A 15,656-nucleotide genomic window follows, 5' to 3' on the forward strand; every position below is an offset into this window, starting at 1 on the left:
CGGTTTTCAACTGTTATTTTTAGTTAAATATTATCTTTTAAGATACTTCTGCCATAGAAACTTCTTTTTCTTTTTTGGATGGAAGATTCATTAAAACAATTGCAAAAAGAATTAGCGCAATCCCTACCCATTGTATTAAAAACACTTGTTCTCCTAACAGAACGAAGGCCATGGTTACGGAAACCGGAAGTTCCAAGGAAGAAACAATACTTCCCAGACCTAATCCTGCATTCGGGAAACCAACATTGAACAGAATTGGGGGAATAATAGTTCCGAATAAAGCCAGAACAAAACCATATGTTAAAAATATCGAATAATTGAAAGAGTGGATATGCTCTGTATTTTCTGTAAAATTCAGATAAAAAGCTTTTAATCCATCAAAATACATGGGTCCTATCTGTGCAAAAAACAGGAATGCAAAAACCACAATGGAACCTCCTACCAACATAATAATACTTTTTCTGAAAACAGGTAAATGGGTAGCCAATGTATTAGAAGTAAACATCGTTAATGTATATGAAGCTGCCGCCATCAGTCCCCAGAAGACTCCATGCCAATCAAGATCGATTTCCATATTGATAAGATTGGTCGCTAAAACCGTTCCCAGCAATACGATCATTACAGCAACAATTTTCCTTGCATTCGGAAACTTTTTGGTAATAATACTTTCTACTACTACACTAAACCAAACCGACTGCATCAGCAATACGATAGCAATGGAAACGTTGATATACTGAACCGCTATATAATAAAACAAACTTGTTCCTCCCAATGACGTTCCGGCAAGCATCAGCATTCTGACCTCTTTGGAACTGGGCATTGATAATTTCTTTTTTGATGTCAGGGTTTGAATAAGATTCAGGATCAAAAGTCCGGTTAAACCTAGTACAAATTGGGATGTTGTTACTTCAGACGTTGTAAAACCATCATGATAAGCCATTTTCACAAAAGTGGCCAACATACCGTATATACTAGCTCCAATCCCTACAAATAAAACACCTTTTAGTATATTTTTCTTCTTCATAATTTTTTTAACAGCCTGCAAAGTTACGACATATAAATTAAAGTACTTTGAAGTCTTATCATGATATATAAATAAAATCGCCGCAAGCTTTGCTTGCGGCGATCTGTTATATTGATTATATAAATTGGTTATTTTTTTACAATCACTTTAGAATTGGCTTCAAAACCAAGTCCTTTTACTTTTACAATATAAGTTCCATTAACTAAACTGCTTGTAGAGATTGCCTTTTTGTTTTCAGGTGAAATTTTATCTTCAGAAGAAACCAGTTTACCAGACATATCATACAGTTCTACACTTACTTTTCCAAGGGTTTTGCTTGGGAAATTAATATAAAACTCATCTTTTGCAGGGTTTGGATAAACAGAAATCTTATTATCTTTAATTGAAGTAAGCTCATCTGTACCTAGTGAAGCACAGTCTGAAGGTACATCAAAGTTTTGCACCTGATCGTTGATATTCGTTTTAAGTCCTGCTGATGCATTTACCCCTAATCCTCTTTTTGCAAAAACCTTCCAGATCATACATTTATCCTGACCTTCTGTTGCTGCCAATTCAGCTGCTAATATTGCATTTCTACCTTCAATAAAACTAGGATCACAAGTTTGCAGTTTAAGTCCGTTAAGAATCAATTGTAATACTCTCGAACTTCCGTTTGTAGCATTCGCCATTACATCAGATGAATACCCATATTTTTCAACATACTTCCAATGAAGATCCCATAACATAGATGCCCAGATAAAGCCAATAGAGTGTGAATCCGGAACCATTGTCCCGTTATCCGAATACTCCATTCCGTTTGTATCACCGTAAGTAAAATCATTCACAGTAAAATCCGGAGAATATTTTGCAGGTCTGATCCCGTTACCTGTTATTGGCTGTCCCATTGGATAAGTTCCTATCCCTCTGGCAACAGTAGAGTTATCTCCTGGTTTGTTGGTCAGCATCAAAGCAAAGAAGTCAGACCATCCTTCACCCATTTGTTCTGTAGAATAGGTTGTATTTGTACCATAAGGTCTTGCATTTAAGCAGGTATAGCCATCTCCTGTTAACCTGTTGGATATTCCATGACCATATTCATGCGTAACAATACCATTATCAAAGCTTCCATCGTATTTTGTATCGGCTCTCAACGTAGTATTTACTACTGTATTGGCATCAAGTTTACCTTTCATAAACAATCCTTCAGCCTCAGTAATTAATATAGAAGGTATTGTAACAGTTGGAGAAACCACTCCATCTCCTGCCATATTACCAATTGTAGCACCGTTTGCAGCATTGTTATAAATAATAGTTCCTATAGCTCCAGCTGTTTCAGCATTTTTAACTTTAATAGCAAAGCCACATGTTCCTCTTTGAATTAAAGCGATCTTACCGGTTAATTCACCTGCAGGAATACTTGTACAGCCTTCTAAAACACTTGATAATTTAACATCACCTGTAATTCCTATATCATTAAGCTGAGAACCAAACTGTGCTATTCCAGCATTTACAACTCTGGCAGTAGCATCTGAAGGGGCATTATACCAAAGTTTTCTATTAGAACCTAACCAAAGGTACATTTGCATTATCGGATTATAACTATCCATATAAGTTGCAAAATTTGCATTATTAAAACCTCCTCCATCTTGGGATTGAGCAAAAACCTCATCATCATCTAGCCCTCCATTACCAAAATTATTACTTTGGAAATTTCTTGCAGACTCCGTAAACCCGAATTTATAAAAAATATCATGTACCATATTACTGATATAGAATAAATTGGTGGTTGCTGCCGGCAAATTATTATACGTTAGCGCATTGGCATCATATGTAAAATTAAAATTTCTTGTGGCTCCTCCATCAGGTGAAGTTCCGAAAGTAGATTCATTATTATCTTTATCATCGTAAGCATATACGTTATTACCTCTTGTAATCGTATAATGAGTAGTTCCGTTAGAATGCCAGCCTTCAGGTGAAGAAGTCAGATTCCAAGGATTATTAACTAAAGAACGTGAGCCAAAAGTGGGTGATTCCAACGGTAAGGCAAAGACGTTGTATGATGCATTATCCGGAGCAAGAAACATCATATTCTTTTTCTGGATATTATCATGGATATAAAAATCCTGCAGTTGTGGCATCATATTCACCTGACTGTTACTATGATCATGCCCATAAGCATCGTCGTGGAAGTTACATGAAAGATTCAGGTTCATTTTACTGATGATCTTCCCAGTATTGGCATCTATCAGGATATCCCATGAATTAACAGCATTCGGTTCTTTAAAAACAAATTCATAGGCTAAACGAAGCTCTTTATTTTCATTACTGATGTAGACAAGTCTTTGCTTTGCTGAAAGTAATTTAGCTTCACTTTTTTCAAAGAAACCTATGATTGGAAGGTCTGAAATTTTATTATTCTCCAGATCAGCTGCAATATTCTGAAGTGCCGCTTTCTCACTTATTGATGCATTTTTAGCAGAAACCGTCACATAGTCTTTGATAAAGTTATCTGTATAATATGCCACTTTATTATCCTTAATAAGTGCCGTTCCTACTGAACTGTATACCGGTAAGCCGTTATAAGTCTGTATAAACTTCACAACATTACCATTTAATGATTTTGACGAATCTACATTATCAACAATAAAGTTATTAAGATCAGACTTCTTATATTCTCTCATTTTATTCTGAGAAATATAATCCTTAATTAGTTTTTCATTATCTTGTCCGAAAGCAATAGCCGGAAATACAGAAAACACCGCAAATAGAAGAGGTAGAGTTTTATTTTTCATATCCATTATTAAAAGCGCTAATCTACAAATATTTTATGTTAAAATTTAAAAATAAATAAACAAAGCATAAAAAAAATTAATTAATAATTTATTTTTTTCTCAAAGTAGAGAATTCGATTCTGCTATCATGCTCTCCAACCTTATTTGCGAGAATTACTATTTTTTTTCATTAATAAATCCAGAAAAAAAACTGCCCGGATGGACAGTTTAATTTTTTATTTATTTTTTGATGATTTTTTCTGAGTAGGTTTCGTTTTTGTCTGTTCTTACATTCACTATATACACTCCTTCTTTGTGGGAACTCAGATCTACCTCTATTTCTTTTTCTCCACGAAGTACTTTGTTACATACAGTATTTCCAACTAAATCCCTGATCTCCATAATTCCTGATTTAACTTCTTTATTGAACATTACCTTAAACAAACCACTTGTAGGGTTAGGGGTAAGTTTAAAGATCTTTTCTTCTGCTAAAGACTTTCTGTCTATTGGTTCTGGACAATCCATATTAATATCATAGTCAAAATACGGATATCCATTCCAACTATATGCTGCAGGGCCATTTAAAGAATTGGATAACATCGTTACCCTGAACTTATGCAAACCTGTCGATCCTGCATTCAATACATGAGAAAAGCTATAGGGAGAGAAATTAAAAGTAAACGAATTTCCAGCTCCAAACACAGGATCAGATTCCACAGGATATATTTCACCAGTCTGTAAATTGATTAACTCCAACTTAAGCTCCTGCAGTGTAACTCCAGCCGCAAGATTATATTTCCCAATAAGATTATAAGCTTGATATGTACACCACCCTGGCTCATAAAGAAAATCCAAAGTTCCTCTACTATTGGAATAACATATATATGCAGCCAAATCTTTCCAATAATTTATTTCATAATCACGCAAACCAAATCCGGCAGTCCTATTATAATAAGATCTTGAATAACCATTACTTGGATCTCCAGGAACCGTTTCAAGTGGCCCGGAATAGGGCCCATCAGGGCTCGCAATAGCTGCTGCAGCCTCAATAGCATCATTATTTGTATTTGAATGAATTACAGTAAATCTTATTGAGCCACCCATTGTCGTATTCGTTTTAAACTCCATTACATTGGCAAATGCCTCATAGGAATTATAATTTGATGCATAAACAGGATCTACAAGATAAGAATCAAGACCAGCTGAAGCCCTCTCTGCATCAGTAAACACTATAATCCTTTCAATATTATTCCCATTGAGTGTTTTTTGAGGACTTATAATATCAGGATCCGGAACTTCCATTATTGCATTTTTGACCAACCCTAAAGACTGATGCAAATGATCTCCAAAATCCAAACGCCGTTCAAAATTCTGGGCGGTAAAAAAATCGTTAGTAAAATCAGATTCAATATAAATCAAAGGTTTATACACCCCGGTATCATTATCAAAAACTCCGGTTCCATATTGCACCACCGCTACTCTATTTTCAGGATTACAAGCTAAAAGCTGTTCTATTAACTTAATAGCACCCCTTCTCATTTTGATATATTCTTGTTTAGTTGTAGAACCTCCATTATCCAACATAATGATATAGTCAGCCTTCGCACTAAGAGTACTCCACGACATCATCAATGTCATGAAGAAAAATAAAATTGTTTTTTTCATAGTTAAAAGTTTTAAATTTAATTTTATTAAAATGATTTAAAATTTTCACATAATCATTGAAATTAATTTAATTTTTACAATAAAATTGCTTTATTAAAATTAAAACTGCCTCGAGAGACAGTTTTTAATTTTAATTATTTCTTGATGATCTTTTCTGAGTAAATTTCGTTTTTACCTGTTGTTACATTAACAATATAAACTCCTTCTTTTCGGGAGCTCAGATCTACCTCTATTTCTTTTTCTCCACGTAATATTTTATTGTAAACGGTATTTCCAACCAGATCTCTTACTTCCAATGTTCCTGATTTCACTTCTTTATCTATCATTACTTTAAACAATCCATTGGTAGGATTTGGAGTCAGCTTGAAGAGCTTTTCTTCTGATAAAGATTTTGCTACCATAGGTCCCGGACAATCCATACCTAAATCCATATCAACATCATAAAAGAAGTACGGATATCTATTCCAGCTATATATTGGAGAAGTGGAAGCATTGGAAATCATCGTCAGCCTGAGCTTATACCAGCCTGTTGCACCTGCAATTACCGCCTTGTCAAAACTATTAAGATTCAAATAAAATTTAAAATGATTTCCCGCTTCAAACACAGGATGAGAATCTACAGGATACACTTCACCAGTTTCCAAATTGATCATATCAACCTTAAGCTCTTGCAAAGTAGCACCAGACGGAAGATAATAACTTCCAACAATAGTACCAGCCTGGTATATACAATGCCCTGGTTCGTAAAGAAAATCTAAGGCTCCAATATTACCAGAATGACATATCTTTTCCGCAATATTCTTCCAATAATTAATTTCACTTGGCACCATATGAAACCCATTATCCCTATTAAAATACAATCTTGAATGACCATTACTTGGATCTCCAGGAACCGCTTCAAGAGGGCCAGAATACGGCCCGTCACCGTCTGCAATAGATGCTGCAGCCTTAATGGCATCATTGTTTATATTCGCATGAATTACAGTAAATCTCATCGGAAAAGCTACAGAAAGTCCTTTTTTAAAATCCATCACATCAGCAAATGCATCATAAGAACCATAATTGGATGCATAAGCAGGATCTACAAGATAAGAACTGAGACCACCTGACGCCCTCTCTGCATCAGTAAATACAATAAAATTAGGGTCCTTTTCTATATTCAGTGTTTTTTGAGGGCTTACAATATCAGGGTTCGAAATCCCCAACATAGCATTTCTAATCAACCCCAGAGATTGCTGAAAATAATCTCCAAAATCCAAACGGCGTTCAAAATTCTGTGCAGTAAAAAAATCGTTGGTAAAATCAGACTCAATATAAATTAAGGGCTTATATATTCCGGTATCATTATCCAATATACCGGTTCCATATTGCACTACCGCTACTCTGTTTTCTGGATTACAGGCTAAAAGCTGCTCTATTAACTTAATAACACCGCGCCTCATTAGGACATAATCCTGTTTATTGATCGAACCGCCATTATCCACCATAATGATATAGTCACGCTGTGCGCTAAGATTACTCCATGACATCAGAAATATCATGAAGAAAAACAAACATGTTTTTTTCATAGTTAAAGTTTTAAATTTAGTGTGATGAAAATAACACTTTTTCTTTATTTAGTGAAATATTTTAACATAATTAAATAATAAACAGAAAAATATAAATAAAAAGCAAAGTAAATATATAAAATAACAAACACCCACTACCCGGCCTCTTCCTAGCCCCGATAGCAACGGTTATCCCGCAGCATGCGTTGGAGAGTTTAAGGGTTTTGAGCATAGGAATGGGTGGCGTGAGGAGTATGGGTGGATAGTGGGAAACAGCTCCTGAAAATACAGCACAAAAAAAGCCGCTCAAATGAGCGGCTCCTTATTTATAAATGGTTCAAAGATTATTTACCTTCTTCCATTTTTCTTTTCAACTCTGCTAATGCATCGATGTCTCCAAGAGTAGATCTTTCTTCGTTATTTGAAGAAGAAGATACGTTTCTAGAAGAAGATTCTTTAACGTTTTTCTTTTCTTCGTCTCTGAAGATCCCTGTATGAGAAACTACAACTCTCTTGAATTCTTTGTTGAATTCAATTACTTTGAATTGAGCATCTTCACCTTTCTTGATTTTAGATCCATCTTCTTTCTCTAATAATCTTGAAGGGCAGAAAGCTTCAACCTCAGCATCTTCGAATTGTACAGAAGCTCCTTTATCGTGAACTTCTACTGCTTTACCAGCGTGGATAGTTCCTTCAGCATATTTAGTTTCGAATTTATCCCATGGGTTTTCAGTCAATTGCTTGTGACCTAGAGATAATCTTCTAGCTTGGATATCTAATTCAAGAACTACAACATCTAATTTATCACCTACTGCACAGAACTCAGATGGGTGCTTGATTTTCTTAGTCCAAGAAAGATCAGAGATGTAGATTAATCCGTCGATACCTTCTTCTAACTCTACGAATACACCAAAGTTAGTGAAGTTTCTTACAGTTCCTACATGCTTAGATCCTAGTGGATACTTAGCTTCGATGTTTTCCCATGGATCTTTAGACAATTGCTTGATACCAAGAGAAATTTTTCTGTCTTCTCTATCTAAAGTTAATACTTCAGCTTCTACTTCATCACCTACTTTTACGAAATCTCCAGCAGATCTTAAGTGAGTAGACCAAGACATTTCAGAAACGTGGATTAATCCTTCAACACCTGGAGCGATTTCTACAAATGCACCATAGTCAGCAAGAACTACTACTTTTCCTTTTACTTTGTCACCAACTTTCATGTCAGCAGAAAGAGCATCCCAAGGATGAGCTTCTAATTGCTTCATACCTAATTGGATTCTTGTTTTCTCATCATCGAAATCAAGGATTACAACTTTTACAGTTTGTCCGTCCTCAAGGATTTCAGATGGGTGGTTCACTCTAGACCAAGAAAGGTCTGTAATGTGGATCAATCCATCAACACCTCCTAAGTCAATGAATACACCGTAAGAAGTAATGTTCTTAACAGTTCCTTCAAGAACCTGACCTTTTTCAAGCTGAGCGATGATTTCTTTTTTCTGACCTTCGATATCTGCTTCGATCAATGCTTTGTGAGATACAACTACGTTTTTGAACTCAGGGTTGATTTTCACAACTTTGAACTCCATAGTTTTTCCTACGAACTGATCGTAATCTTTAATTGGCTTAACGTCAATTTGAGAACCAGGTAAGAATGCTTCGATTCCGTGAACGTCAACGATCATACCACCTTTAGTTCTTGATTTAACAAAACCGTTAACGATTTCTCCAGTTTCGTGAAGTTCGTTTACTTTATCCCAAGCTTTAAGCGTTCTAGCTTTTCTGTGAGATAATTGTAACTGACCAGTTTTGTCTTCTCTCTTGTCAACCATTACTTCTACCTCGTCACCTACTTTTAGGCCTTGGTTGTAACGGAATTCGTTAAGAGAAATAACACCTTCAGATTTGAAGTTGATGTCTACGATAGCTTCTTTATCAGTTAATCTTACAACTCTACCAACTAAAACGTCATTATCGTTTAGGCTGTTAAGAGATCCGTTATAGATTTCTTCTAAATCGCTTTTTTCTTTTCTCGCATCTGCATCAAGACCTGATTCGAAAGAATCCCAATCAAATTGTTCTGGTGCTACGTTGTGGTTTAATAAAACCTCTGCTGAATTTGTCTCTTTTGACATTTTCTAATAAAATTTGTATTCCTTCTTTTTTAACGGTTTGAATAAATGAGGATTAAAAAATACGGAAGTAATTAATTGTAAGTAATTTACCTTTCAAACCTTTTCGCCACAAAAGTGGGTGCAAAGATAGAAATTTTATTTGAGATAAACAATATTTTCAAATTCGCTAATTTACTCTACAAACAATTGATTGTCAACATTTAATAATAAAAGAACATTCAGAGATTATATAAATATTTTTTCCAAAGCCTGTTCAAACTCTCTTTCAGTTTCGTGGTTGTAAAATGGTACAGCGGTAATTAAATAATGATCAGTATGAATGGTAATGGTGTTTTTTTCATCTCCTATTTCTTTCAAAAAATCATCTTTCCACCTGTCATAATCAATTAAATGAGTCCCTTTAGGCTCTATAAAAACCTGATAAGTAAGCTGCTTATCTTTCTTCTGACTGCAAAACAGAATAAAGTCCGGTTCAAAAGCACGTCCTGACTTATCAAAGATCTTAACTTCCCTTTCATTACGGATCAGATGAATATCCTGAAACTTTTGGTTTAGACCTTTGAAGCGTCTGGCAAATAATTCTACAAATCTTTTTTCTTCATTGGTTCCATAATTCGCGTTATAGGCATACCAAGGTTCATCTAAAACCACACTTTCCTGCCCTTTTGCTCTTTCACTATCTTTTTTAACCCTGATTTCTTTATCTCTGAAAACTTCACGAATAGGCTGTGCCTGGAATGAAGACCCTTCATAATCCGGAGCATTATGCTTAATATCCGCTTCTATATTCTGCAACAATCCGTTCAGTGCCTGCAGGTAATCAAAATGTGAAATTTCCTGGAGACGGTTTTGAGTTCCATAGAATATGATTTCCATTCCGCCCAAATATTTTTCATCCACTATAAAATCCCAGATAGATGTTATATTGGGAAAATAACGCGAAAGATGATCAAAGTAGTAAAAAGGATTCCGGCTTAAGGCATATCTGACTACATGCTTCTGAATATCCTGAATTTTGATTCCTTCAGACTTTATTCCTTCATCAGAAGGAACCGGTTTCTCTAATTCAAAAAAGACATTGGATGTTCTTCCACTTCCTGAAGATAACTGATGACTAAACCTGGGTTTAATAATTCCCAGATCCTTAAAGGACTTTATCTGATTAAAATTTTTGGGAATTTTTCTATTAGAGAATACCACTCCATTTTTATATAATTCTGAGGTTTTAAATAGAGGTTTTAATTTTAGCTGCTTTGTCTCAAGATTGGTCTCATCTTCGTATATCCCAGAGTCTACCAATGCCTTTTTAAGTTCTGAAATATAACGGCTGTCTTCTTTGGTGTGGTAATACAGTTCCTCTAAAATCTTCAGATCATTTGAAATATCATCATCATATTTCCGTACAAATCTATCTTCTCCTTCTTCCACAGCAAACGGATAATATCTTGCTCCACGACCAATTAACTGAGCCTCGGAAAGGGTTGTTTTTCCTGGCTTTCCATCTTTCCCGTCGCGGTCTTCATACAATCGTACAATATCAAATAAATTAAGTACATCCCAGCCCTCATTGAGCTTATGGACCGCAAATACGGCACGGATCGGGTTATTTTCTTCTTCCAGCGTATTGAGTAAAATCTGGTTTTTCTCTGCTTCTGAATCATTATTGGCACTCAGACAATTTTCTTCTCTGAAGTTAGCCTGTATCCTTTTTACAATATCATGTTTCGAAATATTTCTGGCTTCAAAAAAATCAAAAGCCTTTTGAATAATAGAAACTGTGGAAGTTTTTCTGATCTTTTCTATCAGTTTTTCAGAAAAATCATCAATCAGCTTATGGAAATTTTCTTTATTCTGTTCCGATTCTTTGATCGTTTTTTTAGCTTTGAAAAGAATAACGGGCTTTAGATTAATATGATGAATGGCCGCCAATTCCTGACGGTACAAATTTAAAATCAATGCCTGAATAATTCTTTCCTGTTCATCATACATGGAGCGGACAAGATTAATTTCCTTGGAAAACTTATCAGTTCTGAACTGGGCAAGATCATACTTATAAATGACTTTATCCTTGTATTTTTCGGCAATTTCCCGGCTTTCATAATCTAAGGTGGCAGTAAATTCCAAAAGGATATTTTCAAAATTCTGCCGCAGAATCTCCAGAACGGTCTCTTCCCAGCTTCCAAAAAGGTTTCCGCTCTTTGTCCCACTGTTCAGATGATGGGCTTCATCAGCTATCAGAACGATCTTTTTATCCTGGAAATCTTCATAGGTAACACTGTTTTCTTTGGTATTATTTAAATCAATATGAAGCTGCTGGATTGTGGTAAATTTGATATTGATGTTTTCATGGTCTGACTCGTCAAAATTATCGATCTGTTTCAAAAAAACTTCTTTCCCATTGACGACAATCTTCTCCTTAAATAAATATTTGGACGTATGTGGATTAAGAAAATTATCTTTCGTTTTCTGAATGATATTATTACTGTTGACAAAAAACAGAAAATCACGATATCCTTTTTCATAAAGATGAAGCATTAAACCACCCATCACCATTGTTTTCCCGCTTCCTGTTGCCATATTGTAAAGGAGATGCAGGGGTTTCTTAGGTTTGCCGTCAAAATCTTCCCTTTCAGTATATAAATAACGTCTGAAGGCTTCTTCCTGATAAGGACGAATCCCAAATTTCAGATTATCAGCAATCACATTAGGCAAAACAACATCTGCCAAAGCCTTACGGGCAAACGGATTATTGAATATTTCGTGTAAAAATGCCATCTGCTTAGTTTTTAAGTTGATAGAATTCTCTGGTTACACTCTGCTCTTTCGGTGTGCATTCAAAATTCCCATCATTAAGGGAAGAAAGATTGACATACAATTGATTTTTGTCGAGCAGCTCGCAAAGATGTTGTTTCTGTTCCTGTAGGGTTAATGTCTTAAAATCTTCAATACATTGTTCCTGTTTTTGAATGTCTACATTATAGTTCAGAAAAGATTTTGCTTTCATTTCCTCCCAAACCTGAAGAAGGGTTTCTTCATCTTTTGCTTCTTCTATCTTTTCAATGAAGGTTTGATTGTATTTTTTGAGTTCGAGGTAGATGAAAGAGCCACCGCCTTGCCAGTTAACGGATTTGGAGATGCCAGTTTTATCACCTTCAATTACATTTTTTAATCGAATAACACTATCATTCTCTCCATAATTTAATTGCTCAATACCGATATACTGACGGTTCATCTTGTGAGCAACGGCTGCTGTGGTACCACTACCTAAGTGATAATCCAGAATAATATCATTTTCATTTGTATTAAGCTCAAATATTTGTTTGATAAGCTTTTCAGGCTTTTTGCCATTTTTTAACTTTACACCTCCTTCGTTTGCTATACCAGCCCATGAGATGTGATTCCAAAAGTTAGTTAATAATTCGGTTACCTTCATTTCTCCATCAATTTCTCTAATTTTTGTAGAGTAAAAAGCTAATGCTCCTCCATTAATAATATATGTTTTATCCCCATCTTGCTTATCATAGACAAATATTTTATTCCTATCTATCTTTGATACTTGTTGTAAATTTCTCACATGTTGTGTTGGCTTATGTAAATCCCTAACACTTACCACATTTTCAGCATTCTTATAAGCAAATTCTTCTATCATTAGCTCCAATGATGCTAAATAACTATTTCCCAATTTACTTTTCATATCTTTCTCATTATAATAACCATTTTCTTTAATAACTTTTTCTTTTAGAGGAGTTAGTCTCCATTTTTCAATTTCAAGATCACTGTTATCTAAATATTGATTATAATTTTTATGATACCCTGTTACTACATAATTCTTTTTAAACTGCACTTTTTTCTTATTTTTCGCATAGAAAAGAATATTCTCCAAAACATCAATTGGCCCTGGATTTACAGCCTTAAAACCAGATGCTGAAGCCACTTTAACTGCTATTTGTTGAATTTTATTTTCATTTCCAAAAACTTCATCTAAAAGAATGTTTAAATATCCCATTTCATGGTGATCACATTGTACCAATATAACACCGTCTTCTTTTAACAATGTTTTAGCAATTTCCAACCTATTCTTCATAAAAGTCAGCCAGGTAGAATGATTAAAACTATCATTATATTTAAACCCATCATTTCCCGTATTATAAGGCGGATCTATATAAATCAGCTTCACCTTTCCCGCAAACTCTTTTTTCAAAGAATGCAGTGCCAAAAGATTGTTTCCTTTGATGATCAGGTTATCTGTAATGATCCCACTTTCATTTCTATTGAATTGATCAAAAGAATGTTCCCCGTCTTTATCAAACCGTTTGGCATTCGTCAATACTTTTGGATCCAGTAATTCGGTAATTTCATCCTGTGCAAGAGTTTCATTAAAGAAAATTTCTTCTCTTTTATCTTCTTCACGGCTTTGACCCCCCTCCAGAATACAGTCTTTAAATGGCCAGACCAATGATACTTCGTTACGCTGTTTCAGATGCTTGCCATCAATGGTTAATCCTACTTTATTTTTAAACTGGGTATAACTGTCGTTGAGATAATTCTTCTGTTCAAGAAACTGGATGAAAAGATTTTGTTTAAATACCCAGACCTCTTTTATTTGTATGAAAAATTTCTCCTTTAAGTCTGCGTCTTCTAATAACAATCCAATCAGTTCTTCATCGAAGTTTTGTGCTTTGTTGAGTACCACCCATTTTTTTATTTCTCCGTTATCGGAAACGTAGTTAGGTTCTTTCTTAATTTGATTTTCTAAGGTTTGATAGAGTTTCATAGCAGTAAGTTTTGTTGCTTCAAATTTATCCCCTCTAAAACTTAAACACTTACGGTTTCCCATAAAACGTCAATAGTTAATTTTGCTTCGCAAGTGAATTGTCTATTATTCAGTCAGCGGATTGTCTATTATTTAAAAATCTGTTACCTCTATATTAAAAGGCTTCGACTCCGCTCAGTCTGAGAATGTATAATTAAACAGCATAACATTAGAGCTGTCATGCTGAACGAAGTTGAAGCATCTATAATTGAAAGAAAGAAAAAAGTCTTAATAATTCAATAAGTATAGATGATGTTGCAGACCATTATTGCTTTTGAGATTCTTCACTGCGTTACATTCCATTCAGAATGACAGAAGCACAGACTATGACTCTATCAGCCTAAAACACTCAAACTCTAACATTCTCAAACTCTAAAATTCATTATCTTTGCGCCATGGAACTACAATCAATTTATCAAAAGCTGCAGATTCAGGATATGAATCAGATGCAGAAATCTACTTATAAAGCGTCTGAAAACAATACTGATATTGTACTGCTCTCTCCTACCGGATCAGGGAAAACCCTTGCTTTTCTATTTCCGGTTCTCAGAAATCTGAAAAAAGATGTTCAGGGAGTTCAGGCATTGATATTAGTTCCTGCCAGAGAACTGGCGTTACAGATTGAACAGGTTTTCAAATCGATGGGAACAGATTTTAAAGTTTCCGTTTGCTATGGTGGACATGATAAAAAAATTGAAGTCAATAATTTAATTGAAGCTCCGGCTGTTTTAATCGGAACTCCGGGTAGAGTTACTTATCACGTAAGAAATAATAATTTTGATCCTAAAACGATCAAAACATTGGTTCTGGATGAATTTGACAAGGCATTGGAGCTAGGTTTCCATGATGATATGGAATTTATCTGTAATTCTTTAAAAGGACTTTCTCAAAGAATTTTAACGTCTGCAACAGCAATGGATGAAATTCCTGCATTTACAGGCTTGAAAGATGAAAAAATCATCAGCTTCCTTAAAGAGAATGAAGTAAAACCGGATATTCAGTTAAGAAAAGTAATGACTATTTCTGAGGAAAAACTGGATACTCTCTTCAATCTGGTTTGTAAAATCGGAAACAAGAGAACTCTGATTTTCTGTAATCACCGTGATGCTGTTGACCGTATCTCTGAACTTCTCAATCAAATGGGTATCGACAGAGAAACCTTCCATGGCGGTATGGAACAGGATGAAAGAGAACGTGCATTACTGAAATTCAGAAACGATTCTGCAAGAATCCTTATCACAACAGATTTAGCTGCCCGTGGGCTGGATATTCCTGAAGTGGAATCTATCGTACATTATCAGCTTCCTCCAAAAGAAGATGCTTTCATCCACAGAAACGGACGTACTGCCAGAATGAATGCTAAAGGTTTTGTCTACCTGATTATGACAGAAGAGGAAAATTTCCCGTTCATCAAAAATGATACGCCTGAAGAAAGTGTTGCCGGATTCACCCAGGTTCCGCAAAAAACACCTTTCCAGACTATTTATATCAGCGCAGGAAAAAAAGATAAAGTAAATAAAGTTGATATCGTAGGGTATCTGCTTAAAAAAGGAGAACTACAAAAAGAAGATGTAGGTACTATTGAAGTAAAAGACACTACTTCCTATGTTGCGGTTGCCAGAAATAAGGTGAATACTGTTTTGAAAAAGCTTCAGAATGAAAAACTGAAAGGGAAAAAAGTAAAAATGGAAGTTGCTTATTAAAGGATAAGCTCAGGATTTA

8 protein-coding genes are annotated in these 15,656 nt (G+C 35.0%); 1 reads left to right on the forward strand and 7 read right to left on the reverse strand.

All coding sequences use genetic code 11. The annotated features are described in order from the left end of the window. Positions 1-37: 37 nt before the first annotated feature. From M2372_RS07980 to M2372_RS08010, 7 genes are all read right to left on the reverse strand, one after another. Positions 38-1,024 (reverse strand): DMT family transporter, encoded by a 987-nt coding sequence (locus M2372_RS07980; RefSeq protein WP_123319825.1) that lies wholly within the window; start codon positions 1,022-1,024, stop codon positions 38-40. 128 nt (positions 1,025-1,152) lie between these two features. Further along, the gene (locus M2372_RS07985) at positions 1,153-3,795 is read right to left on the reverse strand and encodes a T9SS-dependent M36 family metallopeptidase (RefSeq protein ID WP_228455727.1); all 2,643 of its coding nucleotides are present in this window, start codon (positions 3,793-3,795) and stop codon (positions 1,153-1,155) included. Positions 3,796-4,014: 219 nt separating this feature from the next. Next, positions 4,015-5,439 carry a T9SS type A sorting domain-containing protein gene (locus tag M2372_RS07990; RefSeq protein ID WP_123319827.1) on the reverse strand — a complete coding sequence of 475 codons (1,425 nt, stop codon included), beginning with the start codon at positions 5,437-5,439 and terminating at the stop codon, positions 4,015-4,017. Between the two features lie 134 nt (positions 5,440-5,573). Next, a complete protein-coding gene (locus M2372_RS07995) occupies positions 5,574-7,007 on the reverse strand; it encodes a T9SS type A sorting domain-containing protein (RefSeq protein WP_123319828.1) in 1,434 nt (477 codons plus the stop codon). Between the two features lie 323 nt (positions 7,008-7,330). Next, positions 7,331-9,121 carry a 30S ribosomal protein S1 gene (rpsA, locus tag M2372_RS08000; RefSeq protein ID WP_115970967.1) on the reverse strand — a complete coding sequence of 597 codons (1,791 nt, stop codon included), beginning with the start codon at positions 9,119-9,121 and terminating at the stop codon, positions 7,331-7,333. 225 nt (positions 9,122-9,346) lie between these two features. Further along, positions 9,347-11,896 carry a DEAD/DEAH box helicase family protein gene (locus tag M2372_RS08005; protein ID WP_123319829.1) on the reverse strand — a complete coding sequence of 850 codons (2,550 nt, stop codon included), beginning with the start codon at positions 11,894-11,896 and terminating at the stop codon, positions 9,347-9,349. A 4-nt stretch (positions 11,897-11,900) separates the two neighbouring features. Then, complete coding sequence (locus M2372_RS08010; RefSeq protein ID WP_123320121.1) at positions 11,901-13,895, reverse strand: site-specific DNA-methyltransferase; 1,995 nt, start codon at positions 13,893-13,895, stop codon at positions 11,901-11,903. Between the two features lie 434 nt (positions 13,896-14,329). On the opposite strand from M2372_RS08010, the gene M2372_RS08015 reads away from it, so the two are divergent. Then, positions 14,330-15,637, forward strand: coding sequence for a DEAD/DEAH box helicase (locus M2372_RS08015; RefSeq protein ID WP_115970965.1), 1,308 nt, complete (start codon positions 14,330-14,332; stop codon positions 15,635-15,637). The last annotated feature ends 19 nt before the right edge of the window (positions 15,638-15,656 follow it).

The organism is Chryseobacterium sp. BIGb0232, from assembly GCF_024810195.1.
Taxonomy (GTDB): Bacteria; Bacteroidota; Bacteroidia; order Flavobacteriales; family Weeksellaceae; genus Chryseobacterium; species Chryseobacterium pennae.